The sequence below is a fragment of the Pseudoduganella sp. GW821-FHT05F09 genome (assembly GCF_059419605.1).
Genome location: NZ_JBWKSD010000002.1, coordinates 230,482 through 257,447, shown reverse-complemented (window position 1 = coordinate 257,447; position 26,966 = coordinate 230,482). Strand labels below are relative to the sequence as shown.

Below are 26,966 nucleotides of genomic sequence, written 5' to 3'. Positions count from 1 at the left end.
TAGGCGCAGGAGGCGCAGGCCGCGCAGGCCGCGCGTCAGTACGCGCCGTGCGGCAGGCTGTGGTCAAGGTCGAAGAACTGCTGCATCAGCCAGCGGCCCGCAGGCCCGGGCTCCTCGTCGCTGCGGTGGATTACGAAGAGCGGATACTGGAAGGCCTTGCCGTCGGCGATATCGAGCTGCACCAGGCGGCCGCTGCTCAAATCATCGTAGATCAGGGCGTGCGGCATGCTGCCCCATCCCAGGCCGCCGCGCAGCAGCGCGTGCTTGGACGCCAGGTCCCCCAGGCGCCAGTTGCGCAGGCCCACCACGCCGAAGTCCTTGCCGGCGGTGAGCTGGCTGCGGTCCGTCAGCACCAGCTGCATATGGTCGCGCAGCGCCGCCGCCGGGATCTTGCCCTCGATCTTGGCCAGCGGATGGTCCGGCGCGCACACCGGCATCATGGTCACCTCGCCGGCCGCGCGGCGCTCGATGGCGTCCGGCGGCGCGATCACGCCGCCGCAAATGCCGATATGGCACACCCGCTCCAGCACCAGCTGCGTCACCGCGCCCAGCGCCTCGGTGCGCAAGCGCATCGCCACGGTGGGATAGGTCTGCTGGAAGTCGTTCAGGATGCGCACTAGCAGACAGGTGGGGAACATCACATCGACCACCAGCGACACCTCCGCCTCCAGCCCGGCCGACAGCGCCTTGGCGCGCGAACGCATGCTGTCCACCTTCATGGACACGGCGCGCGCGTCCGCCAGCAGCGCGCGGCCGGCCTCGGTGAGCGTGGGCTTGCGCTTGCTGCGGTCCAGCAGCGCGATATTGAGCTGCTCCTCCAGGTTGGCGATGGTGTAGCTGATGACCGACTGCGTGCGGTGCAGCGCGCGCGCCGCATGCGCGAAACCGCCGTGGTCGATAACGGCGATGAACACGCGCAGCTGGTCCAGGGAGGGGAGGCCGGGATCTCTCATGATCTAAAAAATCGATGCTACCTATAGAAATTTACAGTATTTCCTCGATATTAAACCCGAACTAAGATGCATGCAATCCCAGCCGGGTCCCACATAACGAAGGAGCATCACCATGGCAAACGTACTTTACATCAACAGCAGCGTGCGTAATTCCGGTTCCCTGTCGCGTCAGCTGTCGGCCGAATTCATCGCCAAATGGAAAGCCGCCAACCCGTCCGACACCGTTGTCGAGCGCGACCTGGCCGCCAATCCCGTGCCGCACCTGACCGAGCAGATGATGGGCGCCTTCTTCACCCCGGCCGAAGCGCGCAACGCCGACCAGGCCTACACCGTCAAGACCTCGGACACCCTGGTAGCCGAAGTGCAGGCAGCGGACGTGATCGTGATCGGTGCGCCGATGTACAACTTCTCGGTAAGCTCCACGCTGAAAGCCTGGATCGACCACATCGCCCGTGCCGGCGTGACCTTTGTGTACGGCGCCAACGGCCCTGAAGGCCAGCTGAAAGGCAAGAAAGTCTACGTATTCACCGCCACCGGCGGCGTCTACAGCGAAGGCCCTGCCGCCGGCTACGACCACCTGAGCACCTACCTGCGCGCGGTGCTGGGCTTCCTGGGCATGACCGACGTCACCTTCATCCAGGCCGAAGGCGTGGCCATGGGCGAGCAAGCCGTCGCCGACACCCTGGCCAAGAGCCGCAAGTCCATCGACGAGCTGGTCGCCGCCTAAGCAAGCTGAGCCGCATTCGGGGTCAGACCCCGAATGCGGCTCAGGTCGCTTGTAGGATTCTGTGGTGTTTTTGTAGGAATTCTTGGCGGAAGGTATCATGGGGTTATCGCGCCACGGAGCCTGCCCATGAAACGCAATCTGCATCTGCTCGTTATTGATCCGCAAAATGATTTTTGCGATCTGCCGCCGGCTTATCTGCCGGAGAATCCGGCCACCAAGGGCGTGCATGCGCCCGCGCTGCCAGTCCCCGGCGCGCATCAGGACATGCTGCGCCTGGCCGGCCTGATCAACCGCGGCCGCCACGGCTTGACCGCCATCAGCGTTACCCTCGATTCCCACCACCGCTACGACATCGCGCATCCCGGCTTCTGGCTCAACGCCGAGGGCGCCGCGCCTGAACCCTTTACGCAGATCACCGCCGCCGACGTGCGCGCGAAGAAGTTCCTGCCGCGCGACAGCGCCGCCTTGCCGCGCGCGCTGGCCTATCTGGACGCGCTGGAACAGGCCGAACGCTACCGCCTGATGATCTGGCCGGTGCACTGCGAGATCGGCTCCTGGGGCCACAATGTGCACGAGGACGTGCGCTCGGCCTATAACCGCTGGGAGGACGCCGCGCTCGGCACCGTCGCCAAGATCACCAAGGGGGCCAATCCCTGGACCGAGCACTATTCGGCCGTGATGGCCGAGGTGCCCGACAGCGCCGACCCGGACACGCAGCTGAACCAGGCGCTGATTGATCGCCTGGCCGAAGCCGATCTGGTCTACATCGCCGGCGAGGCGGGCAGCCATTGCGTGAAGGCGACCACCGAGCATATCGCGCAGCAGTTCGCGGCGCGCTTCGGCGAGGAGGGCTTGCGCCGCCTGGTGCTGATCACCGACTGCATGAGCCCCGTGGCCGGTTTCTGCGACCAGTACCAGGACTTCCTGGAGGAGATGGAAGAATCCGGCGTGCGCCTGGCGCAGTCGGGCGACGTGCTGCAGGAGCTGCTGCTCAATGCCGGCCGCTGATGCCTTTGCTGGCCGACAGGAGAACGATTTGATGATTCCCGTAGTACGCAGCCTGCTTGAAACCGATCTGTATAAATTCAGCATGTGGCAGGCTTTGCTGCACAGCCATCCGGGCGCCCATGCCGAGTACGAGTTCCTGTGCCGGAACTCGCCGGTGTTCCCGCTGGCCGAGCTGGCCGACGAGGTCAACGCGCAGCTGGACCATTTGTGCGCCATGTCCTTTGCCGACGATGAACTGGACTACCTGCGTTCGCTGCGCTACATGAAGCCGGACTTCGTGGACTTCCTTGCGGTGTTCCGCTTCCAGCGCAAATTCATCCAGGTGGAAGTGGTGGGCGAGGCGCTGGCCATCCGCGCGGTGGGGCCGCAGGTGCACGTGATGGGCTTCGAGATTTTCGTGCTCTACATCGTCAACGAGCTGTATTTCCGCCGCTTCGACCAGCCCGGCGCCCTGGCCGAGGGCCGCGAGCGCCTGGTCGACAAGATCGCGTCGCTGAAGGCTTTCGGCCTGCAGCCGGGCTTGCGCCATCCCTTCGAGTTTTCCGACTTCGGCCTGCGCCGGCGCTTCTCGGCCGCGTGGCACGACGAGGTGGTGCTGCGCCTGGCGGCGGAAGTGCCGCAGTACTTCAAGGGCACGTCCAACGTCTACCTGTCCAAGCGCCTGGGCACGGTGCCCATCGGGACCATGGCGCATGAATACATGCAGTCCTTCCAGGCCTTCGGCGTGCGCCTGCGCGACTTCCAGAAGGCCGCGCTGGAGGACTGGGTGCAGGAGTACCGGGGCGACCTGGGCGTGGCGCTGACCGACGTGGTGGGCATGGACGCCTTCCTGGACGACTTCGACCTGTATTTCGCCAAGCTGTTCGACGGCCTGCGCCACGATTCGGGCGACCCGCTGCTGTGGGGCGAGAAGGCGCTGGCGCACTACGCGGCGCTGCGCATCGACGCCAACACTAAGCGCCTGGTGTTCTCGGACGGCCTGGACCTGCCGACCGCCTTCAGCCTGTACCGCCATTTCGCGGGCCGCATCATGACCGGTTTCGGCATCGGCACCAACCTCACCAATGACGTCGGCCTGACGCCGCTCAACATCGTCATGAAGCTGGTGCGCTGCAATGGGCAGTCGGTGGCCAAGCTGTCGGACTCGCCGGGCAAGACCATGTGCAAGGACGAGACCTTCCTGGCCTATCTGCGCCAGGTGTTCCACCACCCGGCTTGAGCGGGCGCGGGCCTGGACTCAGGCGTCGATGGCGTTGTGGCGCTGCAGGATGGACTCGGCCTGCTCGCGCTGCTCGTCATCCAGCGCGTCCACGCTGAGCAGGGCGACCGGGCGCGGGCGCCGCTCGTCGGTGCGGTCGGCGTCGTCGGGCGTGAGGGAGTTGAAGATATTGTCGACCGCGCTGACGGTGGTGCTCTGGTCGCGCGCGCGGTGCGGTGCGAGCTTGAGCGCATTGGCGGGGAAGCCTGCTGCCAGCAGCGCGCCATGCGCGGCCTCGGCGTCTTCCTGCGACATGAAATTGCGGTGGATCGTGGTGGCCATGACGGCGTGCTCCTAGTGTGCGTGATGGCTGAATTGTGCGCGAAAGCGGCGCGCTGCGTCGCCGCCTTCGCCGGGACAGGGCTTAGAAGCCGGTTACCACGGTTTCGGTGTGCTCAACCTTGGGCGGCTGTGCGAAGAAACCGCCCACCAGCGCGCGCCAGGCCTGGAAGTCCTCGCTGCCACGGAAGTCGACGGTATGGTTCTCCAGCGTGGCCCAGTTGACCACCAAGTGGTAAGTGTCCGGGCGCTCGATGATGCGCTCCAGGCGCATGGCCTCGCAGCCCTTGGCGCGCTTGAACAGCGGCGCCGCTTCCTGCACGGCCGCTTCGAAGGCGGCGTTGGTGTCGGGTTTGATCTGGATTTCAGCGACTTCGTAAATCATGGTCAGGTCCTCTCGTTGGCAATCCATCCATTTTGCCCGAAAGCACAAAACCATGCAGGCGGCCGCAGCGATACTCGCAACGGCCTGGCATGCTTATTGACGGTTGCCGCCGCGCTGGGGCGCGGTGGGCGTTTCCAGGCCCTGGCGCAGGGCGTCGGCGTTGCAGTCGCGCTGGAAGCCTTCGGCGCGCTGGTCTTCGCTGACGCAGCCGGAGAGCAAATCGTCGGTGCGGGCGGCTGATTGGCTGTTGCCGGGCGCGGCGGCGTCGCGGATGCCGGATTGGCTGCTGCCGCCCGTGCCGCCTGCGCCCATGCTGCCGACACTGCTGGTGCCCGAGTGGGTCTGCTGCTCGAATTTGCGGCGCCGTGGTTCGTATGCGTCCATGATGGTCTCCTCATTCCGGTTACGCGTGGGTATGGGGAGTATAGGACCCGCTCCGGCGATGTCCAGGAAAATAGATCCAGCGAAGGCCTGCGCTATAAGCTGCGCTATAAATCAAGCTCGACCCACGTGGGCGCGTGGTCGCTGGGCTTGTCGCGGCCGCGCACGTCGCGGTCCACATTGGCAGCCCTCAGCACGCCGGCGAGCGCCGGACTGAGCAGCAAGTGGTCGATGCGCAGGCCCGCATCGCGGCCGTAAGCGTTGCGGAAATAGTCCCAGAAGGTGTAGATGCGCTGGTCCGGATGCATGGTGCGCAGCGCGTCGCACCAGCCTTGCGCCATTAGCTGGTGAAAGGCGGCCCGCGTTTCCGGGCGGAACAGCGCGTCGTCCACCCAGCGCTCGGGCTTGTACACGTCCAGCTCGGTTGGCATGACGTTGAAGTCGCCCGCCAGCACCACCGGCGCGCCGGTTGCCAGCAGCTCGGCTGCGCGCGCGGTCAGGCGCGCGAACCATTTCAGCTTGTAGTCGAACTTGGGGCCGGGCGCCGGGTTGCCGTTGGGAAGGTAGAGGCAGGCGATCACCACGCCGTCCACCACCGCTTCGATGTAGCGGCTTTGCGTGTCCTCGTGATCGCCCGCCAAGCCGCGCCCGACCTCCAGCGGCGCCTTGCCGCGCGCCAATATCGCCACGCCGTTCCAGCTTTTCTGGCCATGCCAGACGCACTGGTAGCCCGCGTCGTTCAGCGCCGCCTCGGGAAACTTCTCCTGCGGCGCCTTCAGTTCCTGCAGGCAGGCGACGTCGGGCTTGGTTTCGCCCAGCCATTGCAATAAGGCAGGCAGGCGGCTGGTGATGCCGTTGACGTTGAACGTGGCGATGCGCATGGCGCCTCCGCAGTCATGTGGAACGCCTATTGTGACGGCAAGTGGCCCGGCCTGCCGCACGCCTTCGCCGCTCAGCCGGCCTGCAGCGCCGGGTAGTCCGTGTAGCCCTCGGCGTCCCCGGCGAAGAACGCTGCCCGGTTCGGCTCGTTGAGCGCGGCGCCACGGCGGAAGCGTTCCGGCAGGTCGGGATTGGCCAGGAAGCCGCTGCCGAAGACGGCGGCGTCGGCGCGTCCCTGGGCCAGCATGGCTTCGGCGCCGGCCTGGTCCAGCCCGCCGCCCGCCAGGTAGGCGCCCTTGAAGAGTGGACGCAGCAGCGCGTGGTAGTCGGTGCTGGCGCCGAACAGGGCCACATGCAGGTAAGCCAGGCCCAGGCCGCTTATCTGCTCAACCAGGTAGCCGTAGGTTTCCTGCGGCGCGTCGTCGCGGATGTCGTTGTAGTTCATCTCCGGCGAGATCTTGATGCCGACGCGGTCGGCGCCCGCTTCGGCCACCATGGCCGCCAGCACCTCCAGCACGAAGCGGGCACGGTTCGGCAGCGAGCCGCCGTAGGCGTCGCTGCGCTGGTTGGCGCCGGAGGAGAGGAACTGCTCCGGCAGGTAGCCGGACGCCGCGTGCAGCTCCACGCCGTCAAAGCCCGCCTCCAGGGCGTGGCGCGTGGCGTGGCCGTAGGCCGCGATCACATCCGCAATCTCGTCCACCGTCAGCGCGCGCGGCGTGAGCAGGTCTTGCTGGCCTTGCATGGTCCAGGTCTGGCCGGCTGGCTTGATGGCGGACGGCGCCACCGGCAGCGCGCCGTCCAGCAGCAGCGGATGCGAGATCCGGCCGCAATGCATCAGCTGCATGAAGATGCGTCCGCCGCGCGCATGCACGGCGCTGGTTACTTTTTTCCAGGCCGCCACTTGGGCATCGGTCTCGACGCCGGGCGTGCGCACATAGCCTTTGCCCATGGCGGTGGGGAATACCCCTTCGGTGATGATCAGGCCGGCGCTGGCGCGCTGGGCGTAATAGGTGGCGACCAGTTCGCCGGGCACGCCCGCGTCGTCCGAGCGGGAACGCGTCATCGGCGCCATGATCATGCGGTTGGGTAAGCTGGTGCGGCCGATGCGGACCGGGCTAAGCAAGTGTTCGGTGTTCATGTCTGTCCTTGAGTGGTTACGTGCTGCCAGTATCCGTCATACCATCGGTGGGATAAACATGAGAAAATGGAAATCATTAATCCATTTTTGGTGAAGTGCATATGGAACTGTTGAACGACATGGCGTTGTTTGTCGAGGTCGCCAAAGTGCTGAGTTTTACGCGCGCCGCCGAGGTTAGCGGCATACCCAATTCAACCTTGTCGCGGCGCATCACGGCGCTTGAAAAGGCCATCGGACTCAGGCTGATGCACCGCACCACGCGCAAGATCGAGCTCACCGAGGCGGGGCAGGTGTACTACGAGCGCTGCAAGCGCATCGTGGACGAGGCCAGGCTGGCGCACGAGCAGCTGGACGATATGCTGGCCCAGCCAAGCGGCGTGCTGCGCATTGCCGTGGCGGTGGATTTTGGCATCACCTTCCTGGCGCCGCTGCTGGTGGAGTTCGCCGCGCTGTATCCGGGCATGCGTTTCGAATTGGACCTGGCGCCGCGCAATGTGGACCTGGTGGCCGAGCCTTTCGACCTGGCCATCCGCATGGGCGACCAGCCCGATTCCACGCTGGTTGCGCGGCAGCTGGCGCGGCTGAGCGGCCATGTGTACGCCGCGCCGGCCTATCTGGAGCGGGCCGGCGAACCGGCGCATCCGCGCGAGTTGGCGGGGCACGAATGCCTGGTGTTTCGCAGCGTTAAAAGCGTGTGGCGGCTGGAGCGCGGCGCGGACGCGGTCGACGTGGAGGTGGGCGGCCGCTTCCATCTGAACAGCATCGGCATGGCGCGGCGCATGGCTGCTCTGGGGCAGGGCATTGCCATTTTCCCCAAGGAGATCGTCACCGAGGAGGTGGCTGGCGGACGCCTGCGGCAGATCCTGCCGCAATGGGTAGCGCCGCCCACGGCCGTCTACGCCATTACGGCAACCCGTTTGCTGCCGGCCAAGACGCAGCGCTTTATCGAGTTTCTGACTGAACGGCTGCGGCAGGTGTGATGCTGTAGGGCCGTTCGCGGTAGTCGAAATAGTCGAAGTCGGCGTGCAGGCCGCTGCCGGACATGTCCTGGCAGGCCATGCCCACGAAGGCGCCGGTGAAGTTGGGCTGGCCGGGGGCGTTGGCTTCGTCGGACAAGATACTGGCGTCGAACTGCTGCGGCAGCCATTGCCAATCGCCGCCGTCCACGCGATAGCCGAAATACAGGCGCTCCTCGTCCACTTCCACCCGCAGCTGCAGCGGCACGCCGGCCGGCAGCGGGATGGGGGCGGTGAAGGTGTCGGTCTGCACATGGTTGGGCAGGCTGCTCATCACGCGCAGATGCTTGCCTACCGCGTCGTCATGTGTGATGTAGAGGTAGTGGAACTTGGCGCCGCCGTAGTAGCACACCAGCCCGGCCTGCTGCTGGTAATGCTCGGGCTCGAACTCCACCACCGTGGCCGCGCTGTAGCAGTGCGCTTGCTGGCGGCGCGCCACCAGCGCCTGGCGGAACTGGCTGCCCAGCGTTTCGCGGCCATACAGGCGCAGATGGCCCGGGCGTTCGGTCAGGCTGAACAGCTCCTCCGGCCACGGCGTGCGCAGCCACTGGAAGGCGATGGGCAGCTCGGCCGTGCCGAAGTCTTCGCGCACCGGCGCGGCAGGGAAGGGATGCGCGGGCAGGCCGGGCGCCGGCGCCTGCAACTGCGGCATGCCTTGCCCGTCCACGGTGCGCAGCCAGCCGTCCTCGCCCCACACCATGGGCTGGATGGCGGTCTCGCGCCCGAGCGTGCAGGTGCCCCGGTTGCGCAGCGGGCGTCCGCACAGGTAGACCATATAGGTCTGGCCGTCCTGGGTTTCGACCAGGTCGCCATGGCCGGCGCGCTGCAGCGCGGCGTCCGGGCGATGGCGCGCGCTGAGGATGGTCTGCTCGGGATGCAGCTCATACGGCCCGTGCAGATCGCGCGAACGCGCCATGGTCACGCCGTGGTTCCAGCCGGTGCCGCCCTCGGCGGTGAGCAGGTAGTAATAGCCCTTGCGCTTGTAGATGTGCGGGCCTTCGGTCAGGCCATGCGGCGTGCCCTGGAAGATGTTCTCGCGGCGGCCGATCAGCTTGCCTTCCTGCACCGAGTATTCCTGCATCACGATGCCGTTGAAGCGGTTGCTGCCGGGACGGTGGTCCCACAGCTGGTTCAGCAGATACTTGCGGCCGTCGTCGTCATGGAACAGCGAGGGGTCGAAGCCGCTGCTGTTGAGATAGACCGGATCGGACCAGGGGCCGTCGATAGATGGGCTGGTGACCAGGTAGTTGTGGAAGTCGCGCAGCGAGGCGCTGCCGCTGGCGCCGCCGGTGGAGGTGCGGCCGTAGCGCTTGACGTCGGTGTAGATCAGCCAGAACAGGCCGTCCGCATAGGTCAGGCAGGGCGCCCACACGCCGCAGGAGTCCGGCGCGCCCAGCATGTTGAGCTGGCTGGCGCGCGTGAGCGGGCGGCTCAGCAGGCGCCAGTTCACCAGGTCGCGCGAGTGGTGGATCTGCACGCCGGGATACCACTCGAAGGTGGAGGTGGCGATGTAATAGTCGTCGCCCACGCGGACGATGGACGGGTCGGGATTGAAGCCCGGGAGTATGGGGTTTTGTATCATGGCTAGTGTTGCAGAGTATGCGAGGGTTCACGGACCAAGGTCCACAGCAGCGCGGCGGCCAGCAGGTCGAGCACGGCCAGGCTGACGAAAAACGGCGTGTAGCCGACGCTGGCCATCAGGCCGCCTATCAGCAGCGAGAAGATCAGCAGGCCCAGATTGCCGAAGGTGCCGCACATGCCCGCCACGGTGGCCACTTCGTTGCGCCGGAACAGGTCGGACGACATGGTGATGACGGTGACGGACAAGGTCTGGTGCGCAAAGCCGGCCAGGCTCAGCAGGGCGATCGCGGCATAAGGGCTGTCCACAAAGCCGACGAAGGCCACGCCCATCATCATGCAGGCGCCCAGCGTGAAGGCGCCGCGGCGCGCGTTAATCAGGCGCACGCCGCGCTTTTGCAAGGCCAGCACTACCAGCGGCCCGAACAGGCAGCCCAGGTCGGCGGCCAGGAAGGGCAGCCAGGCGAACATGGCGATCTGCATCAGGTCGAAATGGCGCACCGTGGTCAGGTACAGCGGCACCCAGAACGACAGCGTGCCCCAGGCCGGATCGGCCAGGAAGCGGGGCAGGGCGATGCCCCAGAAATTGCGCATCTTGAGGATGCTGAGGATGGACGGGCGCGTGCCGTCGCCTTGCAGGTGCTGCTCCTGGCCGGCGGCGATATGCTGCGCCTCGGCTTGCGACAGGCGGCGGTGGCGCGCGGGCGCGTCGTACAGCAGCAGCCAGGCCGCCACCCACACCAGGCCCAGCGCGCCGGTGATGACGAAGGCCGATTGCCAGTTGTAATGCAGTATCGCCCACACCACCAGCGGCGGCGCCAGCATGGAGCCGAAGGAGGCGCCGATATTGAAGATGCCGCCCGCCATTCCGCGCTCCTTGGCGGGGAACCATTCGGACACGGCTTTCATGCCGGCCGGATTGGCCGAGCCCTCGGCCAGTCCCAGCAGGCCGCGCAGGCCGGCCAGCGCTTGCCAGCTGGTGGCCATGCCGTGCGCCATGCAGATGACGGACCACGCCGCCGCGAACATGGCAAAGCCGAACTTCAGGCCGATCACGTCCAGCACATAGCCGCACAGCGGCTGCAGCATGATGGCGCCTTGGAAAGCGGCCGTGATGTATGAGTATTCCTGGGTAGTGATGTGCAGCTCGGTCAGCAAGGTGGGAGCCGACACCGCCAGCGTGCTGCGCGTAAGGTAGTTGATGACCGCCCCCAGCATGATCAGGCTGATCATCCACCAGCGGAGGCCTTTGATCTTGGAAGCGAACATGTTTGCGCAATCATGAAATGTCGGGAATCGAACAATAGCACAATAAAGTCGCTACATGATTGCGCAATCTTTCGGATTTTTCAGGATGGATGTCTTTGAACGCGGTGGTCCGGCATGCATTAACTTGATGTATGCTATACATTACATTTTGAATGTAAATGTATGGGATAGCTTACATGACTATGATGGAGCAAATTCGTACCAGACGCCGTCAGCTCAAGCGGACCGCACAGGTTTTGGCAGACTTGACCAGCCTTAGCCGACCGTATTTGTCGGCGATTCTGTCCATGAACAGCCAAAAAGACGTGCGTGCTTCGACTTTGGAAGCCCTGGCAAGCGGTCTTGATGCCGAGTGGGCGCTGATCCCCAAGCACATGATGCCTGAAGTGCGCAGGCTGCTTTCCGGCAAAGTGGTAGGCCCAGACCAAATTCCATCTGCCATGGAGCGCATGTTGGGAGAAAAATGATGAGCGCTTTGGAGCCCCGCTATCTGGATGTGTATTTGTATGACACGCACATCGGCTGGCTTTGCGAAGCCGGCCGCAATACGCGCTTTGTAGCAAGCGAAGCGTTCCAAACCGCCGCTTACCGGCCTACCTTGTCGCTCTCGCTCACTGTTCCGGGCAATGAGGAGCTCACGCAAGAGATACTGAAGAACCAGTTCGACCCTGCCTTGTATAGCGAGCATGGCGAATTGCCGCCTTTTTTTGCGGGGCTGCTGCCTGAGGGGCAGTTGCGCAAGCGTCTTGAAGCTACCAGGCACGATCCACTGGATAGGGATGATTTTGGCGTGCTTGCAGCGGCAGGAGAAGATTTGCCAGGCGCGGTGAAGGTGCGTCCGGCCAATCTCGACAATCTGACCGCCGCAGCGCGTGCTTACGGCGTGACAGGCGGGGCCGATAATCTCGAAATCAGCGTGCCGGAACGTGCCACGGAGGGCGCCGCTTCCCTGTCTGGCCAGCAGAACAAGTTGGCTCTGTCCGTAGCGAAGGACGGCAAACGCTTCACCTTGCCGATGAGGGGGCAATTGTCGGATCTGGTTGCCAAGCTGCCCGCGCCAGGGGACGATACTCAAGTGTTCAACGAGTATGTTGCGATGACGCTCGCGTCCAAGGCAGGAGTGAACGTGGCGGCTTGCCGTCCGCTGAAATTGACGCAGATCGATTTGCCCGGGCTGGCTGCATTGCTGGGCGATGAGTTGCACTTTCTTGCAGTTGACCGCTTTGACCGCAGCCCTGGAGGCGCCGTGCATATTGAGGACGCCTGCCAGGCGATGACGATCAGGCCGCACCGGAAATATGCGGGGCGCGATGCGTTTGTCCGATTCGTGAAAGTGCTTGATCGCTTGAGCGTGCGGGGTATTGAAGATGTGCGGCAGTTCTTTATTCGGCAAGCGGTCAATACGCTGGTAGGTAACTGCGATGCGCATTTAAGGAACTTTTCCGTCATCTACCATAACGGCGTCCATCCAGAACTCTCGCCCGCATACGATATTGTTTGCGTGTCGGCGCTTCCAGGGTTTGCCGGCTACGCGACCAATATTGCCATCGACCGGCAACAGCGCCAGGAGACACTTGATATGTATCGGCAAGTAGCGCGGGATGCTGGAATTTCACCCCGGATCGCTGTGGCGGCGGTCAGATCGGCAGTGGACCGTGCGCAGGCGACGTGGGGTCAGTTGCTTGATGACATGAATGCGCCTGCGGCTGTCGCGTGTGCCATTCGGGAAAGATTGAAGACGCTGCCGCTCGCCAATTCGTATAAATAAGCTGCAATTCCTGCCGGATCTCAACGGCGCGGCAGCAGGTCTTTCCGGATTTTCGCGGCCACGCCGACGCTGCGGCCGGCCAGGTTGGCGACCGTGTACTGGACCGCGCTGCCCAGCACCACGGCACTGTCCGATAGACTGAGGCCGTAGTCCTGCTCCAGCCATTGCGTCATGCCGGCAGTGGCCGCGCGCAGGGCGTCATCCAGCGAACCGGCCTGGCCCAGCGTCATGATGTGCGTCGGTGATTCAACGCGGGGCATGCCGATCGCCTTGCCCTTGACGACTTCCACGCTGAACTCCACGTCCATCGAGGTTTCCAGCGCGTATTGCGAGGTTTCGCCGTCACCCTGGAGCGCATGCGCATCGCCCAGGTAGAGCAGGGCGCCGGGCTGCTGCACCGGGAGGTAGACCGTGTTGCCTTCGACGACTTCGTTGAAATCCATATTGCCGCCGTAGCGGCCCGTATCGCCAGTGGACACGGCGGGACCATCTGGTGGAGCTACCGCTAGCCCGCCCAGCATGGGCCGTACCGGGACGGCGAAGCCGCGCAAAGCATCGCCCGGCCGCTCGGGACTTGCCAGGCCGCGCTCAAGGTCCAGCGCCCAGCGCACCGGCTTGCCCAGCGCCGTGGCGCGGGCCGCAAGGCCCACCGTCCGCGCGCGGCCGACGATGTCGTCAAGGCTGTCCGCATAAGGGCGGTTCAGCTTCAGTTTGCGCAGGCGGATGACCAGGGTGTCGCCCGCTTCCGCGCCCATGACGAAGAAGGGGCCGGTCTGTGGATTGCCATACAGCGCGCGCGTTACGCCGTGCTCATCCACGCCGCCGGAATCGATGGTGGTGGTGTGGATGGTGTCGCCGGGCCAGACCGTCAGCACCGGCGTGCGGGTGGCGCTGAACTCGTTCGCGTAGTCCTTGGGCTTGAACTCATGCCGCTGAGGCGCATTGGATGGCCGCTCCGGCAGTCGGCGGGCGGTGAAGGTATGGCTGGCGCGCGCTTTAGCATCATTCGTGTCCGGAAAATCCGCGCTGCCCTGCAGGCGGTTTGCATCGGCACTGCCTTTGTACTCGTAGCGCTTGCCGTCCTTGTCGGTGACGCTCAGCAGAATCCGGCCATTCTTACGCGTGCCGCTCAGGCTGTCGCCATCAAGCGTGCCGGACAGCTTGCCGCCGGCATCCTGCAGATGCAGAGTCATGAAAGAAGGGTTGCCCCAGCGGTCAAGTTGCAGCAGCCAGGTTTCGGCAGCTTGCACCGAGATGGCGGCGCCTAGAAGAATCACGAAGAGTATTTTGCGCATAGGGTACGCTGGCCGCGTAGTGATGAAGGAGTCGGGCCATGATAGCAAGAACAGGGATGAAGTAGAATATCTTTTCTACTTTCTTGGACTGGTTGATCTCTTTGAAAGTCGGGAGCGAGATTGTTGATCGCCAAGCTGGATCGGCTTGCGCGAAACGTTCACTTCATTACAGGGCTGATAGAGGCGTCGCGAGGAAACAGGGAGAATGCTGTGAAGTTTGTGGCGTGCGCTATGCCTGATGTTAATGACCTGACAATCTACTTGATGGCTGCATTTGCAGAGCACGAGGCTTGGCGAATTAGCGAGCGCACAAAGGATGCCCTTGCAGTGGCAAAGAAGCGTGGTGCCAATCTCGGGGCTGCTGGGGCCACCAACTTGAAACTGAATGTCGAGGCGCGTCAGGCAAGTGCCTGTGCATTTGCAGCCATTGAGTCAGCCAGCGGTAGTATGGACTTCCCATTCGTCACCCTAGCCCTAACAGTAGTTTAATTTTTCGTAAATTTTCTGATCAGTCTATGATCTGGCGCATAATTGAGCATCATACTCAGTTCTGCAAGGATATTGCGATGCCCGTCTTAGATTTCAGAAAGTACTTATCCGATCTGAGGAATCACCTCCATTACCTCGACTCGTGCCTATTTGTTGAGCATGACGGTGATCCAGACAGAAACCGAATTCTGCTCTTGCGCAAGTCCGGGGCGGTCGTTTTTGTTTTGTCCAAATCAGTGAAGGATGAGGTTGACGCACCTAGTACCCCGTTAGCAGCAAAAGACAAGGCAACTGGCATTCCTTTCACCTTTTCCGTAAGGCCATCGTCTGACGAGGAAAGAAAGAAGCTGCTGGTCGAAGCTATCATTATTGGCAACGGCAGGCGTGACAAATACCTTCCAGACGCAACCCATGTTGTTGAAGCTGGCGCGCATCACGCGTACTTCATAACAACCGACATCCGGGTACTCAGAAAGAAGGATGAACTCAAAGTGGCCTGCAGTGCCAGAGTCGTTACCCCTGCCGAATGGCTTGCTATCTGGGACGAGCAGCAAAAATCACACCACTAGCACAGTAGTGGAACTGGGTCACGTTAATTCCCCCGATTTTTTAGGAGTTCAGCGGCTCCGTTATTCGACCTGACTTAACGACTCCCCAAGGGTCGCAATTACGCCATTGATACCACCCCAGTACAGTGGCATTTCGATAAGCGGTGTCGCCGCGTAGCTTTGCATAGATAGCGTGGACTTGCGCAACCTCCCTTGCCCATGCGCCTCTGGTGTTCGAAATTTATCAAAAGCGGCGAGGATCGCCAGGACCGCATCGGCAAAGTCACCAACTTCTTTGCTGGTGTCCATGATTTTTTTGAAGTCCTTCTTCTGGCTTCTATTCTTTACAAACTTCTCGTACTCATTCGGAGCGATAATTAGGACGAATATCCCTATCACCTTCTCCCACAAGGCACGGCAACGAAGTATGAAGTTGGTCGTATGGCGATGGATTTCCATTTTTGCGTCGAAAATCAACTGCGAGTCCAGTATCGAACACACCGGAGCCTTATCTTGCATGAGGGGTGTGTTAATTAATCCGTTTGCCGCCGAGTGGTCACAAGTTAGCATTACGAGGTTGATCTGTATGTCAACGGCTGCCCAGAAAATTTTCTTACCGTCATCTTTACGTCTCCCGTGGAGGTCATATAGCTTCGTTAGGGGAAGTCTTCCCATTACCAAGCCGCTGACACGCAACCTGATATGCTCCTGTAGCATTTCTTCGAACCGCTCAACCTCCGCTCGGGTGTTGAATGAAAATTGATGGCTTTCGCTTTCCTTATTGCTGTTAGGCATTTCGTCTGCGCCATCGCTCATCACTTCTCCTTTTTTGACTAGTCAGGTGTCCACTGTACTCCAAACTCTACCCACATCGCACTGGATATCCAAACAGTCAAACTAAGGCGGATCTCGAAGATCAAGGTCATCATGATGTTTTTGAGGAGCGTGGAGATCGAACGTTGGATGCTCGACGAGCGTTACACGATGCCCCACGATGAAGACTTGAACATCTTGGGCGTCGATCAAGGGTGGGACAGACCCATGAACGCTGCCGGTTAATGACTGAGCGGGGCGTGGGCTGCGAACTGTTAGATGTTTACGTAGTGTAGGCTAACGAGAACCGGATCACTATCGCCGGCGTTGAGCGCATACCGACCAAAGCTGGTCAGCAAGTCTGCTATAAGCAGTCCTGGTTGTTGTACTATCGCATTATGCTACTACGACGGAGTGATTTTATGCGCTTGTACTATATGACCAAGCTTGAGACAGCAATGAAGTACATTCTGCCTGAGCGACGGATGAGGCTCTCTCGATTCGACGCATTAAACGATCCTTTTGAACTAATGAGTATGCGCTTTGATGGCCCCCGTGGACGGGCGGCTTATAGAATTCTGCGGGATCATTGGTTTAATCGGCTCGGAATCATCTGCATGGGAAAGCACTGGTCAAGCCCGGTTATGTGGGCGCACTATGCTGATAATCATTCAGGTGTTTGTCTTGGCTTCGACGTGGAAGATGATAAGGCGAAACAAATGCTATACCAGCCGGAGCGACTCAAGCTCCCCCTTGACTTAACACTCCCATATGCTGGTCTGACAACGGAAACCATTGAAAGGATACTGACAACAAAATATTCCCAATGGAGTTATGAAGAAGAGTGGAGAGTTTGGTCCAGCCTCGAAGAGTGCGCTCCCAACGGCAGCTATTACCTTCCATTCGGTCCATCGCTTGAGTTAAAAGAAATAATAGTTGGGGCCCGTTGCAAGAAAGTCGCTGCGGACTTTGATATGGTCCTTGGTTGTGTGGATAAACCTATTAGAATCATCAAAGCACGTCCAGCATTCGAAACATTTAAGATGGTGCGGCAGATGAAATTCAAGGAGGTCATCATCAAACCGAGAATATAATTTTAATGATGCGATTAATGTAGCGTCGCCCTTGATTTTCGTATTTCCGGGTTTACGCCATGCGTACGGAGGAAATCCTCGAGGTGCTCTCCAGTTCTCTCTGGGCAGCTCGGACCTAAGATAATAGATGGTGCACGCGGAAAATCGCCAAGGGCGATTTTCGGAATGGGCGAATCGGAGAGGGTTGCGCTTGCAAGCGCAACCCGCTTTTGCGGCGGCGAGCGGTGCTCGCCGAATTCCCGCAAAAGCCCCGCGCCCGTCGGGGACGGACGCGGATTCGATTCCACAGTCTGCGCAATCGAACAAAAAAAAAGGGCCCCAAGCTTGCGCTTGGAACCCAATTTTTTTGTTCGGTGGTGGAGACGGCGGGAATCGAACCCGCGTCCGCAAGCACTCTACAGACAGTTCTACATACTTAGCACTATCATTTAATTTAACCAGTACGGCACGGATGTGCACGTTACGTACCAGCGATTCACCTTAGATTTAGCGCTACTTCAAGTGACCCGTTATAGCGCGATTCCCTGTAAATGACTCCTCAGCTTTTAACGGCCCGCCCCAGGGAAGAAGCGTTGAGGAGCTAACAGCAATTAAGCTGCCAGTGCGTACGAGTTATCGTTTGCAGTTATTGATTTCTGGGTGTATTTACGAGGTAACCAGGCCTCGGTATGCCCTGTTCTGCTTTGCAACCCACGTCGAAGCCAGGTCGTCCCCACAGACTTATCATTGTACTCGATTCCTACGCCGTGTGTAGGATGCATTCGCGCCGCGCTGCGTTACGCCTTGCCCGGCACCCTGAACACCGGCTCGCTGCCCTTGAACGTCACTTCGAACAGGTGGCGGCTGGATTCTTTTACCTTGTCGGAATACATGTTCTGGAAGGCGTCCGGCGCTTCCAGCGCCAGGTCGACCTGCAGCCGCTGCAGCATGTGCGCGTGGTACAGGCTGGCCACCCGCGCTTCGCGCGACTGCACTTCGCGCGGGCTGCGCACTTTTTCGTTTTCCACTTCGAAGTATTTGATGAGGATGCACTCGAGCAGGTCCATCTGGTCCTTGAGCAGCATGTCCTGCATCTCGTCGCCGTCCGCGCCGGGGATGGGCGCGCCGGTGCTGAAGTCCAGGCGCTGGATCAGCAGGAAATTGTCGAAGTCCGGGCCGTTGTTGTCGCACACGCGGTTCACGCCGCTGATGCGGCCTTTCAGCAGGCGGCCGGCCGGGTCGCGGGTCTGGCCCACGTAGTGCACCTTGGTCGGATAGTTGTGCTTGGTATCAAAGCTTTGCAGCAGGTCGTGGATCGAATAGGTTTCTATCATCGAGCCCCAGTTGAGCGTGAGGAAGCGCTCGAACACCTGCACTGTCGGCTTCTTTAGCGTGGCGTCTTCGGGGACTTTCAGTTCGATGGTGATGGAGTCGCGCTTCTGCTCGCCGCCCACCAGCAGGGGAATGCTCAGCTTCAGGCCGAAAAAGCCCCAGCTGGTCGAGCGCGACGTGTCAAAGCGCAGCTTCGGACGGCTCACCAGCATGTACATCAGCCGCTTTTCCATGGTCGCTTCCACCGCGAACTGCATGCGGCGCAGGTAGCGGCCCAGCGGGTCGCGGAAGTCCGGCACCGGCGGAAAGTCCACCAGCAGGTCGTACCAGTAGAACTTGGATTCGGACACTGTCACATCCCAGCTCTGCGGCGTATGGCTGCGCGCAGCGGGGTCGGCGATTATTAGTTCATCGCTAGTCATGTGCGTACTCCGGTTCTCACGTGTTGGTTACCCTTATTGCTTACCCATTTATCTTACGCGCAGAATTGCCGTGCGGCAATGGCTGCGTGACAATCTATCAGGCTGCAAGCGGGTTTGCGGCCTGTTCTGTTACGGTATTTTGCACTATTTGCAATAAGGATAGCGGTGTCGGCAACAAATAATCGGCATTCCACGCCACGGGCTCGGTGGCGCCGCAATAGCCCCAGGCGCAGGCCACGGTGGCCATGCCGGCCGCTTTGCCGGCCTGGATGTCGCGCAGGTCGTCGCCCACGTACCAGCACGCTTCCGGCGGCAGGCCGAGGCGGCGCGCCGCTTCCAGCAGCGGCGCCGGGTGCGGCTTGGCGTGCGCAGTGGTGTCGCCGGAGACCACGCAGCCGGCGTGCGCCAGGCCGATCAGCGGCAGCAGCGGGTCGGTGAAGCGGGCCGGCTTGTTGGTGACGATGCCCCAGGCGATGCCTGCCGTTTCCAGCCCGGCCAGCAGCTCGCGCACGCCGTCGAACAGGGTGCTGTGCACGGCGATGGCGGCTTCGTAATTGTCGAAGAAACCATTTTTCAGCTCGTCGAAGCCGGCGTCCTGCGGCGTCAGGCCGAAGGACACGCCTATCATGCCGCGCGCGCCGGCCGAGGCGGTGGGGCGCAGCAGCTCATAGGGCGTGGCGTCCAGTCCGCGCGCGCTGCGCAGCAGGTTGACGGCGGCGGCCAGGTCGGGGGCGGTATCGGCCAGGGTGCCGTCCAGGTCGAACAGGACGGCGCGCGGCGCGGACAAGGGGGCAGGATGGCTCATGAAAGGGCGGTAAAGGGCGGCCGCAGCCGCCGGAATGTGGTTAGGCGGGGCGGCTGGTGGCGACCATGTAGTTGACGCTGGTGTCCTCGTTCAGCGAGTAAATCTTGCTGAGAGGGTTGTAGCCCAGGCCCTTCAGGCCGTTCACCTGCAGGCCGGCGCTGCGTGCGTACTGCGACAGCTCGGCCGGCGTGATGAACTTGGCGTAGTCGTGCGTGCCGCGAGGCAACATGCGCAGCACGTATTCGGCGCCGATCACGGCAAACAGATAGGACTTGGGGTTGCGGTTCAGCGTGGAGAAGAAGACCTGGCCGCCCGGTTTCACCAGGGTGGCGGCGGCGCGCACGATGGCGCCCGGGTCGGGCACGTGCTCCAGCATTTCCATGCAGGTCACCACGTCGTACAGGCCGGCTTCCTGCGCGGCCATCTCCTCGGCGGCGATCAGCTTGTAGCGCACCTGCACGCCGCTCTCCAGGCTGTGCAGGTCGGCCACCTTGAGCGCTTTTTCAGACAGGTCGATGCCGGTCACCTTGGCGCCCTTGCGCGCCATGGATTCGGCCAGGATGCCGCCGCCGCAGCCGATGTCGATCACGTTCTTGCCCGCCAGCGGGGCGCGCGCGTTGATCCATTCCAGGCGCAGCGGATTGATTTCGTGCAGGGGACGGAATTCGGACGTGGGATCCCACCAGCGGTGGGCCAGTTCGCTAAATTTTTGGATTTCTAGAGGGTCGGCATTCATATCCGCATGATAGCGGGATTTTGCCGCGCGCCAAAGTGGGCGCGCAACAAAATCCGCGAAAAGCGGGGCGGGACCGGCCCGGCCGCCCGCCCGTGCGGCTATTTGGCCGGGTTGAGCAGGTATTCGCCGCCGCTGACGTGGCCCGAGGAGACAATGGCGCCGTAGGCCGGCGACTGCTCGGCGTTCTTGCGCACCTGCTCGCGCACCCGTTCCAGCACCGCCTTGGCCGGCTGCTCGCTGTTCTTGTCGAGCTCGGCCAGCAGGTAGTAGGTGAACGGCGAGTGTCCTTCGAAGGCGCTGTCGGCCACTACTTCCTCGCCGCCCGAGGTCATGGCCACCACCGAGCGCCGGTTCAGGATGGCGTTGCGGCTCAGCGTGCTGCCCGCGCCGGCGGCGCCGGTTTCGCGCGTCAGCGCGCCCGAGAAGCAGCTGTCGGACACCAGCAGCACCTGGCGCGCCGGGATATTGGCCAGGAAGCGGGCGATGTCGATATTGGACAGCCAGCCGCGCGGGTTGTCGATGCGGCCGTCGGCCGGGATCCAGTAGCCCACCGAGGAGCCGGGGTGGATGTGGCCATGGCCGGCGTAGAACACCATCACGCTGTCCGCGCCTTCGGCATCCTTGATCAGCTTGTTCATGGCGTTGACCATGTCGGCCCGCGTGGCGTTGCTCAGGCTGGCCACCTCGTAGCCTTGCTTTTTCAGCACGTCGCCGATGGCCTCGGCGTCCTGGCCCGCGCCTTCCAGGCTGGTGAGCGGCGAGCCGTACTGCTGGTTGCCGATCACCAGGGCCAGCTTGCGCCGGATCTGGGCCGCCGGCGCGGCCTGGCCGTCGGTGTCGATGCGCGCCTGCACCGGCACGCGCGGCTGGGCGATGCATTCGCCCTCGTTGTTGGCGCCGCAGTCCGGCAGGCGGGCGATATTGGGGTTGCTGCTAATGAGCTGGTTGGCCGGCGCAAACAGTTCCTTGCGCTGCGCGCTGACCGTGCCGCCGGCGATGGCGGCCGGTTTTTCCGGCTCGGCCTGCAGCGGCGCGGGCGGCGTCACCACCGTCACGGTCTCCAGCGCGCGGGTGGACACCGGCGGCTCCGTCGGGATGGGCGGCGGGGGCGGCGGCGCCGACACCACCAGCGCGCCGTTCGCGGTGCGCACTATGTAGTTGTCGCCCGCCGCGCCGCCGGCGGCGGTGATGACGTAGCTGCCCACGGCCGAACCGGCGCCGGCCGGCGTGCTCAGGCTCACGCCGGTCACCAGGTCGCGCGTGTCGTTGTAGGCCAGGCCCTGCACGCTGTAGGTCAGGGTGGGGTCGGGATCGGCCAGCAGCTTGAATTTGTCGTCGGCGCGCACCGTCAGCGTGGCCTTGCCCACGGTCAGCGTGGCCGGCGCGCCGTAGCCGGTGATGTTGTAGTTGGCCGCCGTGCCGCCGCTGATGCTGATCGGGTAAGTGCCCACCTTGGCCGCCGCGCCGGTGGTGGTGGCGAAGTTCACGCCGCTCACCACGGCGGCCGTGTCGCTGTACAGCAGGCCGGTGGCGCCGAAGGTCAGCGACGGGTTCACGCCGTACACGGTGCTGGCGCTGTTGGCGTTGAGCACCAGGTTGGCCTTGCTCACCGTCAGCGTGCCGCCGGTGGCGCTGCGGATGGTGTAGTTGTCCGCCACCGCGTTGGTGATGTTGATGCCGATGGCGTGGCTGCCGGCCACGGCGGCGGCGCCGGTGGGCGCGCTCAGGGTGGCGCCGCTGACCACGGCCACGGTGTCGTTGTACTTCAGGCCGTTGGCGGTGAAGCGCAGCGTGGGGTCGGCCGCGCCGTACACTTTGCTCAGGTTCACTGCCGCCAGCGTCAGGTCGGCCTTGGTCACGGTCAGCGTGCCGTTGACGAACACGATGTCGTATTTGCTGGAGGTGAGGCCGCCGGGGATCACGCTGTACACGCCCACATTGGTGCCGGTCTGCCAGGTGCCGGAATAGCTCAGCGTGCCGCCCAGCGAGGCCAGGCTGTCGCCGTCGGCCAGGCCGGTCGGCGTCACCGACAGTTCCAGCTGCGTCACCCGGCTGCCGTACACGCGCGTCAGGCTGTTGGCGGCGATGGTCAGCACAATGGCCTGCGGCGAAATCACGCGCAGCACCGGGCCGGCGCTGCTGGTGCGCCACACGCTGGTGAAGTCCCAGCCGGTGTAGGTGGCCTGCTGCGCCAGTTCGGCGCTGGTCTTGCCGGTGCCGCCGCCGGCGCTGGCGGCCTGGCCGGACTTCTGCGTGTCCCAATAGCTGCTGGTCACGCCGCTGGCCGCGCCCGAGCCGATCAGCCCGCCCGCGCTGGCGCCGCCCTGCACGCTGCCGGTGGCGTAGCTGTTGATGACCTGGCCGCTGTTGATGCCCACCAGTCCGCCCGCCACGCCGCCCGCGCCCGCCGCTGACGGGGCCGACACGCTGGCGCTGCTGGCGCTGTCGCGCACGGTGCCCGTGTTCAGGCCGGCCACGCCGCCGTTGGCGTTGCTGCCGCCGCCCACGGTGCTGCTGCTGACCTGGGAGTTGCTGATGGTGCCGCTGTTCACGCCGGCCAGCCCGCCGGCGTTGGCGCTGCCGGCGATGGTGGCGTTTTCTATGCTCAGGCCGGTCAAAGTGCCGCTATTGACGCCCACCAGGCCGCCGGCGCCCGAGGCGTCCACGTTCAGGCCGCGGATGCTGCGGCCGGCGCCGTCCAGCTGGGCGGAGAAGACGGGCAGGTAGAGGCCGGGCGAGGCGCTCAGGTCGAGGCTGGCGGCCAGGCGGAATTTCAGGCTGGACTGCTGGGCGAAGCCGAGCAGGTCGCGCATGCCCTGCACGTCGCTGATCAGGTAGGCGCCCAGCACCGTGTCGAAGGGCAGCGAGGCGGCGTAGTTGGCGATGCTCAGCGTTTTGCCGTGCGTGAGCCAGTCCTGGAACTGGGCGCGGTACAGGCCGCCCGTGCCCAGGCGCGCGGCGCCGTTGACCTGCACCGTATCCACGTCGTAATAGCTGTTCACCGCCGCGCCTTGCAGGCTGCCGGCCAGGGCGTTGATGGTGTAGCGGGTGGCGGCGGTCACGTTGTTGCCGGCCACATTGGCCAGCACATAGCTGTCGCGGATCTGGGCGCTGCTGCCGGCGCTGCCGGCCAGGCCGCCCACATTGCTGGTGCCGCGCACCGTGCCGGCCACGCTCACGCCGTTCAGGCTGCCGCTCAGCGTGCCGGCGATGCCGCCCACGTTGCTCAGTCCGTTGATGGTGGCGCCGGTCAGCGCCAGGTCGCGCACCTGGCCGCTGAGCACGCCGAACAAGCCCATGTCGCTGCTGGCGGGACGGTTGATGTTGAGCTTGTCGATGGTGTGGCCGAAGCCGGCCATCAGGCCGCTGAACGGGTTGGCGGCGTCGCCCACCGGCAGCCAGCCCTGGCCGCCGTCCAGCAGCGCGGTGGCGCTGGCGTCGATATCGCCGGTGAGGGCGAAGGAACGGTTGGGCTGGGTGCGCAGTATGGTGTTCAGGGCCGCCGTGCTGTTGGCGTTCATTACCACATAGCTGACGTCGTTGATGGTGACCGACGGCGTGGTGCCGGACAGCGTGATCTTGTTGCCGTTCAGCACGTAGTCTGTGGCGTAGCGCATCACCAGCCCGGCCGTGTTGCCGCTGGCGGTGAGTCCGTTCTGGCCGCCCGCGCCGAACACGATTCCGCCCTCGGCCAGCAGGCCCAGCGTGTTGTTGGAGCTCCAGCTGACGGGGTTGTTGATATAAATGGTGCCGGTGCCGGTCCGGCTGCCGCTGGCGCTCTGGATGTCCAGGCTGGTGGTGGCCAGGTTGGCCGACACGGTGGCGCCGCTGATGTCGTCGCCGGCCGCCGTGCCGATGGTGAAGTCCTGCGGGTCGATCAGCCAGCTGCCGGTCTTGCCGCCGGCCGACAGGGTATTCACGCGCGCGCCGTCGCCCACCTTGACGCTGGCGGCCGATGTTTCCACCGCGCCGCCCTGGCCCGCGCCGCCCGCGCTGGCGTCTATGCTGCCGGTAAAGCGCACGCTGCCGTTTTGCATATCGCCGAACACGTCCACCTTGCCGCCGTCGCCCTGGGCGGACGCGGCCGCAATGCTGCCGCCGGCCTGCACCTCGCCGCCGGTGAGCGTGACGGTGCCGCCGTTGTGGACCACGCCGCTGGCGCGGATGATGCCGGTGTTGGCCACCAGCCCGCCCGCCGTGCCCGCCGCCGTGCTGGCCGCCAGCGCAATGCGCCCGCTTTCGCTGTCGAGCAGGCCGCTGTTGTCGACCAGCGCCTGGGCCGCCGCGCCCGTCACCTGCGCCTGGATCAGGCCGTCGGATGTGATGTTCAGCCGCACCGCGTCGCCCGCCGCCAGCGCGATGGCGCCGCGCGGCGCGCTGATGCTGCCGCTGTTGCGCACCGCCAGGCCGGTGAGCGCCACGCTGCCGCCGTCGGCGGCGCGGATCTCGCCCTGGTTGACCACGCTGCCGCTGTTGCGCACCTCGGCCGCGCCCGCCAGCCACGATTCATTGCTGGCGCTGCCCGCCGCCACGCCCAGGCTGCCCACGTCCACCCGCGCCGTGGGCGTGAAGGTCACGCCGTTCGCGTTCAGCAGGAACACCCGGCCGTTGCCGCTCAGCCGCCCGGCGATCTCGCTGCTGCCGTTGAGCACGCGGTTCAGCGTGCTGGCGCCGGCGTTCGGCTGGATGTACTGCACGCTGGCGTCGCGCCCGATGTTGTAGCTTTGCCAGTCGATAATGGCTTGCTGGCTGCTCTGGCGCACCTGCATGGCGGCCGCGTTCTGGCTGATGGCGGCCTGGCCGGCGGTCACATTGCCGCCGGTGGGCAGGGCGCCCGGCGCGGCCTGGGCCGCCGCGCGCTCCATGGCGGCCACGGCCAGCAGGCAGCACAGCACGGTCCGTTTGAGCGGAAACTGGAGATGAGTTTGGCGAGAAAATTGGAGAGGAAATCGCGGCATGGACATGATCAGCACCCCACAACAGCAAATTAAGATGAACGGGCGGCGGTGTATCCACCGTAGGGCGGGCTAGAAGCGGAAAATCGCGAACGCCCACACCCGGAAGCGCGACGAGCGGCCGTCGCTGTCGTTGCCGGTCAGCGGATCGGCCACCGGGTTGTGGCCCAGCTTGCGCGCAGCGATCAGCGACAGCTCGACCCGGCTGGCCGGCTGCCAGGCCAGGCCCAGGCCGGCGCCTTTCAAGGTGAAGCTGTTGTCGCCCACAAAGCCCGGCCACGGATGCTTGCGCACCTTGATCCAGCCCATGTCGTAGAAGGCGAAGCCGCGCAGCGCCTGGCCGAACTGCCGGTGGTACTCGATCTGCGCCACCAGGCTCTGGTCGCCCGCCGTTTCGCCGCTGGGGTAGGCGCGCACGGCGCCCATGCCGCCCAGCAGGAAAGTCTCCGACGAGTCCAGGTTCTTGCTGGCCAGCTGGCCGGACAGATTGGCCACGACGCTGCCGTCCTTGCCCACCGGCTGGCTGCGCGTGTAGCCGAAGGCCAGCTTGCCGAAGCCGCCGCGCAGGTCGGGGCCGAGATGGTCGCTGACCGCGTCCAGCGCCGCGCCGTCCAGCTTGACGTTGCCGCCGGTCAGCGTCACCCAGCCGTAGTTGAAGGCCGTGCCGCTGGTCCAGTCGGTGCGCAGGCCCAGGTTCAGTTCATTGACGGTGTGCTCGCTGGTGAGCGCGCCCAGCTGGTGGTTGGTCAGCTTGCGGCGCAGCACCTCGGCGCTGGCGTACAGATTGTAGGCGCGCGAACGCGCCAGCGCGCGCTGCAGGTCCACGCCGAACAGCGTGGTGCGGCCGTGCGCGTCCAGCGGCTCGAAGGCCCCGCCCAGCTCGTAGCGCGACACCTGCCCGCTCAGGCCGATGCGGTAGTCGCCCGGCAGCGGATGCTGGTAGTGGGCGCGCAGGCTGCGCTGCTTGTCGGTCAGCAGCTGGCCGGTCAGCTGCAGCTGGTCGGCGTGGCCGGTCAGGTTGGCCACTTTCAGGTTGACCGTGTCGTGCCACTGGCTGGTGTAGCGGTTGCCGGTGTTGTCCACGCTGATGCTGCCGCTCACGCGCCCGGCCGCGTCCAGTTCAAACTGGATGTCGTAGCGGCCCAGGGCGGCGGCCGGCAGCAGCACCGCGCGCACCGGCGTGCCCACGTAGTCGGACATGCGGTACACCGCTTCCTCCAGCCTGGCGCGGCTGATGGCGGCGCCGGGCGGCAGCAGCATGCGGGCCGGCGCCAGCGCGCCGGACGGCACGGCAGGCTGGCCGGGCGCGCTGGCCAGCTTGAGCTGCTCCACCGTGCCCTGCAGGATGCGGATTTCCACCATGCCGTCCTGCACGTCCTGCAGCGGCACCCAGGCCTTGGCCACCACCAGGCCCAGATCGGCCTGCAGATGGCGCTCGACCTTGTCGGCCACGGTGTGCAGTTCGCTGAGCGCCATCACGCGGCCGCCGTCGCCGGCGGTCAGGCTGGCCAGCGTGGCCGGCGCAATGCCGTCCAGGTCGCCGCTGAAGCGGAAACCCTTCACCATCAGGCTGCCTTCGGTGAGCGCGGGCTGGCCCGGCTGCGAGGGGAGGCCGGAGGGATTGACCACCACGCGCGGCGCGGCGGGCGGGGAGGAGGGGGGCGGCGGCCGGTTGCGGTCGTCCAGCCGTCCTGCGTCCGGCACCGTTTGGGCCAGGCAGTTGAGACACTGTGCGGCGGCAATGCCGCCGAAAAGCCAAGCGCGGTTAATCATGCTTAACCCCTGTTCTCTCACTTCAGCGATTGTCCAACAGGAAAGAATGGTCCTGCAACGCCGATGTCGAGTCAACAACAAATTGG

At 64.1% G+C, this 26,966-nt stretch carries 24 protein-coding genes and 1 other RNA gene; 9 read left to right on the top strand and 16 right to left on the bottom strand.

Annotated elements, in window-relative coordinates; all coding sequences use genetic code 11:
- Positions 1–35 precede the first annotated feature (35 nt).
- On the bottom strand, positions 36–953 hold the full coding sequence (locus AC07S4_RS06305) for a LysR family transcriptional regulator (RefSeq protein WP_494985826.1): 918 nt from the start codon (positions 951–953) through the stop codon (positions 36–38).
- Between the two features lie 112 nt (positions 954–1,065).
- Between AC07S4_RS06305 and AC07S4_RS06300 the strand changes: the two genes are divergently transcribed.
- The 3 genes from AC07S4_RS06300 to pncB all read left to right on the top strand — a co-directional run bounded on the left by AC07S4_RS06300 (position 1,066) and on the right by pncB (position 3,907).
- On the top strand, positions 1,066–1,680 hold the full coding sequence (locus AC07S4_RS06300) for an FMN-dependent NADH-azoreductase (RefSeq protein WP_494985825.1): 615 nt from the start codon (positions 1,066–1,068) through the stop codon (positions 1,678–1,680).
- Between the two features lie 126 nt (positions 1,681–1,806).
- Positions 1,807–2,688, top strand: coding sequence for a cysteine hydrolase family protein (locus tag AC07S4_RS06295; protein ID WP_494985824.1), 882 nt, complete (start codon positions 1,807–1,809; stop codon positions 2,686–2,688).
- A gap of 31 nt (positions 2,689–2,719) precedes the next feature.
- Complete coding sequence (pncB, locus tag AC07S4_RS06290) at positions 2,720–3,907, top strand: nicotinate phosphoribosyltransferase (protein WP_494985823.1); 1,188 nt, start codon at positions 2,720–2,722, stop codon at positions 3,905–3,907.
- Positions 3,908–3,925: 18 nt separating this feature from the next.
- On the opposite strand, the gene AC07S4_RS06285 is transcribed toward pncB, so the two are convergent.
- The 5 genes from AC07S4_RS06285 to AC07S4_RS06265 all read right to left on the bottom strand — a co-directional run bounded on the left by AC07S4_RS06285 (position 3,926) and on the right by AC07S4_RS06265 (position 7,008).
- A complete protein-coding gene (locus AC07S4_RS06285) occupies positions 3,926–4,228 on the bottom strand; it encodes a hypothetical protein (protein ID WP_494985822.1) in 303 nt (100 codons plus the stop codon).
- An 82-nt stretch (positions 4,229–4,310) separates the two neighbouring features.
- Complete coding sequence (locus AC07S4_RS06280; protein ID WP_494985821.1) at positions 4,311–4,610, bottom strand: antibiotic biosynthesis monooxygenase family protein; 300 nt, start codon at positions 4,608–4,610, stop codon at positions 4,311–4,313.
- Between the two features lie 93 nt (positions 4,611–4,703).
- Positions 4,704–4,994 carry a hypothetical protein gene (locus AC07S4_RS06275; RefSeq protein ID WP_494985820.1) on the bottom strand — a complete coding sequence of 97 codons (291 nt, stop codon included), beginning with the start codon at positions 4,992–4,994 and terminating at the stop codon, positions 4,704–4,706.
- A gap of 104 nt (positions 4,995–5,098) precedes the next feature.
- Positions 5,099–5,872, bottom strand: a complete 774-nt coding sequence (xth, locus tag AC07S4_RS06270; protein WP_494985819.1) for an exodeoxyribonuclease III — start codon at positions 5,870–5,872, stop codon at positions 5,099–5,101.
- 71 nt (positions 5,873–5,943) lie between these two features.
- Positions 5,944–7,008: an alkene reductase gene (locus AC07S4_RS06265; protein WP_494985818.1), complete on the bottom strand. Its 1,065-nt coding sequence runs from the start codon at positions 7,006–7,008 to the stop codon at positions 5,944–5,946.
- Between the two features lie 101 nt (positions 7,009–7,109).
- On the opposite strand from AC07S4_RS06265, the gene AC07S4_RS06260 reads away from it, so the two are divergent.
- The gene (locus tag AC07S4_RS06260; protein ID WP_494985817.1) at positions 7,110–7,988 is read left to right on the top strand and encodes a LysR family transcriptional regulator; all 879 of its coding nucleotides are present in this window, start codon (positions 7,110–7,112) and stop codon (positions 7,986–7,988) included.
- Here AC07S4_RS06260 and AC07S4_RS06255 read toward each other — a convergent pair.
- A complete protein-coding gene (locus AC07S4_RS06255; protein WP_494985816.1) occupies positions 7,951–9,606 on the bottom strand; it encodes a glycoside hydrolase family 43 protein in 1,656 nt (551 codons plus the stop codon). The two genes, AC07S4_RS06260 and AC07S4_RS06255, sit on opposite strands and share 38 nt — an antisense overlap.
- Before the next feature lie 2 nt (positions 9,607–9,608).
- Complete coding sequence (locus AC07S4_RS06250; RefSeq protein WP_494985815.1) at positions 9,609–10,871, bottom strand: MFS transporter; 1,263 nt, start codon at positions 10,869–10,871, stop codon at positions 9,609–9,611.
- A 176-nt stretch (positions 10,872–11,047) separates the two neighbouring features.
- On the opposite strand from AC07S4_RS06250, the gene AC07S4_RS06245 reads away from it, so the two are divergent.
- Positions 11,048–11,338: an XRE family transcriptional regulator gene (locus tag AC07S4_RS06245; RefSeq protein WP_494985814.1), complete on the top strand. Its 291-nt coding sequence runs from the start codon at positions 11,048–11,050 to the stop codon at positions 11,336–11,338.
- Complete coding sequence (locus AC07S4_RS06240; protein WP_494985813.1) at positions 11,335–12,639, top strand: type II toxin-antitoxin system HipA family toxin; 1,305 nt, start codon at positions 11,335–11,337, stop codon at positions 12,637–12,639. Before AC07S4_RS06245 ends, AC07S4_RS06240 begins: the two co-directional genes overlap by 4 nt.
- A gap of 20 nt (positions 12,640–12,659) precedes the next feature.
- Here AC07S4_RS06240 and AC07S4_RS06235 read toward each other — a convergent pair whose 3' ends face one another.
- Positions 12,660–13,934, bottom strand: coding sequence for an acetamidase/formamidase family protein (locus AC07S4_RS06235; protein WP_494985812.1), 1,275 nt, complete (start codon positions 13,932–13,934; stop codon positions 12,660–12,662).
- 120 nt (positions 13,935–14,054) lie between these two features.
- Here AC07S4_RS06235 and AC07S4_RS06230 point away from each other — a divergent pair, with 120 nt between their 5' ends.
- Both AC07S4_RS06230 and AC07S4_RS06225 read left to right on the top strand, forming a co-directional pair.
- Entirely contained in the window at positions 14,055–14,423 is a 369-nt protein-coding gene (locus AC07S4_RS06230; protein WP_494985811.1) for a recombinase family protein, read from the top strand.
- Between the two features lie 26 nt (positions 14,424–14,449).
- Positions 14,450–14,992 carry a hypothetical protein gene (locus AC07S4_RS06225; protein ID WP_494985810.1) on the top strand — a complete coding sequence of 181 codons (543 nt, stop codon included), beginning with the start codon at positions 14,450–14,452 and terminating at the stop codon, positions 14,990–14,992.
- Positions 14,993–15,052: 60 nt separating this feature from the next.
- On the opposite strand, the gene AC07S4_RS06220 is transcribed toward AC07S4_RS06225, so the two are convergent.
- Positions 15,053–15,787, bottom strand: coding sequence for a hypothetical protein (locus AC07S4_RS06220; protein WP_494985809.1), 735 nt, complete (start codon positions 15,785–15,787; stop codon positions 15,053–15,055).
- A gap of 455 nt (positions 15,788–16,242) precedes the next feature.
- Here AC07S4_RS06220 and AC07S4_RS06215 point away from each other — a divergent pair, with 455 nt between their 5' ends.
- Positions 16,243–16,878: a DUF2971 domain-containing protein gene (locus tag AC07S4_RS06215; protein WP_494985808.1), complete on the top strand. Its 636-nt coding sequence runs from the start codon at positions 16,243–16,245 to the stop codon at positions 16,876–16,878.
- Positions 16,879–17,232: 354 nt separating this feature from the next.
- Here the strand turns inward: AC07S4_RS06215 and ssrA are convergent.
- The 6 genes from ssrA to AC07S4_RS06185 form a co-directional block, all read right to left on the bottom strand.
- Positions 17,233–17,592, bottom strand: a transfer-messenger RNA (tmRNA) gene (ssrA, locus tag AC07S4_RS06210).
- A gap of 62 nt (positions 17,593–17,654) precedes the next feature.
- Entirely contained in the window at positions 17,655–18,611 is a 957-nt protein-coding gene (locus AC07S4_RS06205; RefSeq protein ID WP_494985807.1) for a hypothetical protein, read from the bottom strand.
- Positions 18,612–18,708: 97 nt separating this feature from the next.
- Entirely contained in the window at positions 18,709–19,416 is a 708-nt protein-coding gene (locus AC07S4_RS06200; protein ID WP_494985806.1) for an HAD family hydrolase, read from the bottom strand.
- 40 nt (positions 19,417–19,456) lie between these two features.
- A complete protein-coding gene (gene ubiG / locus AC07S4_RS06195) occupies positions 19,457–20,152 on the bottom strand; it encodes a bifunctional 2-polyprenyl-6-hydroxyphenol methylase/3-demethylubiquinol 3-O-methyltransferase UbiG (protein WP_494985805.1) in 696 nt (231 codons plus the stop codon).
- A gap of 98 nt (positions 20,153–20,250) precedes the next feature.
- Positions 20,251–25,047, bottom strand: a complete 4,797-nt coding sequence (locus tag AC07S4_RS06190; protein WP_494985804.1) for an MBG domain-containing protein — start codon at positions 25,045–25,047, stop codon at positions 20,251–20,253.
- 132 nt (positions 25,048–25,179) lie between these two features.
- The gene (locus AC07S4_RS06185) at positions 25,180–26,880 is read right to left on the bottom strand and encodes a ShlB/FhaC/HecB family hemolysin secretion/activation protein (protein WP_494985803.1); all 1,701 of its coding nucleotides are present in this window, start codon (positions 26,878–26,880) and stop codon (positions 25,180–25,182) included.
- Positions 26,881–26,966 lie beyond the last annotated feature (86 nt).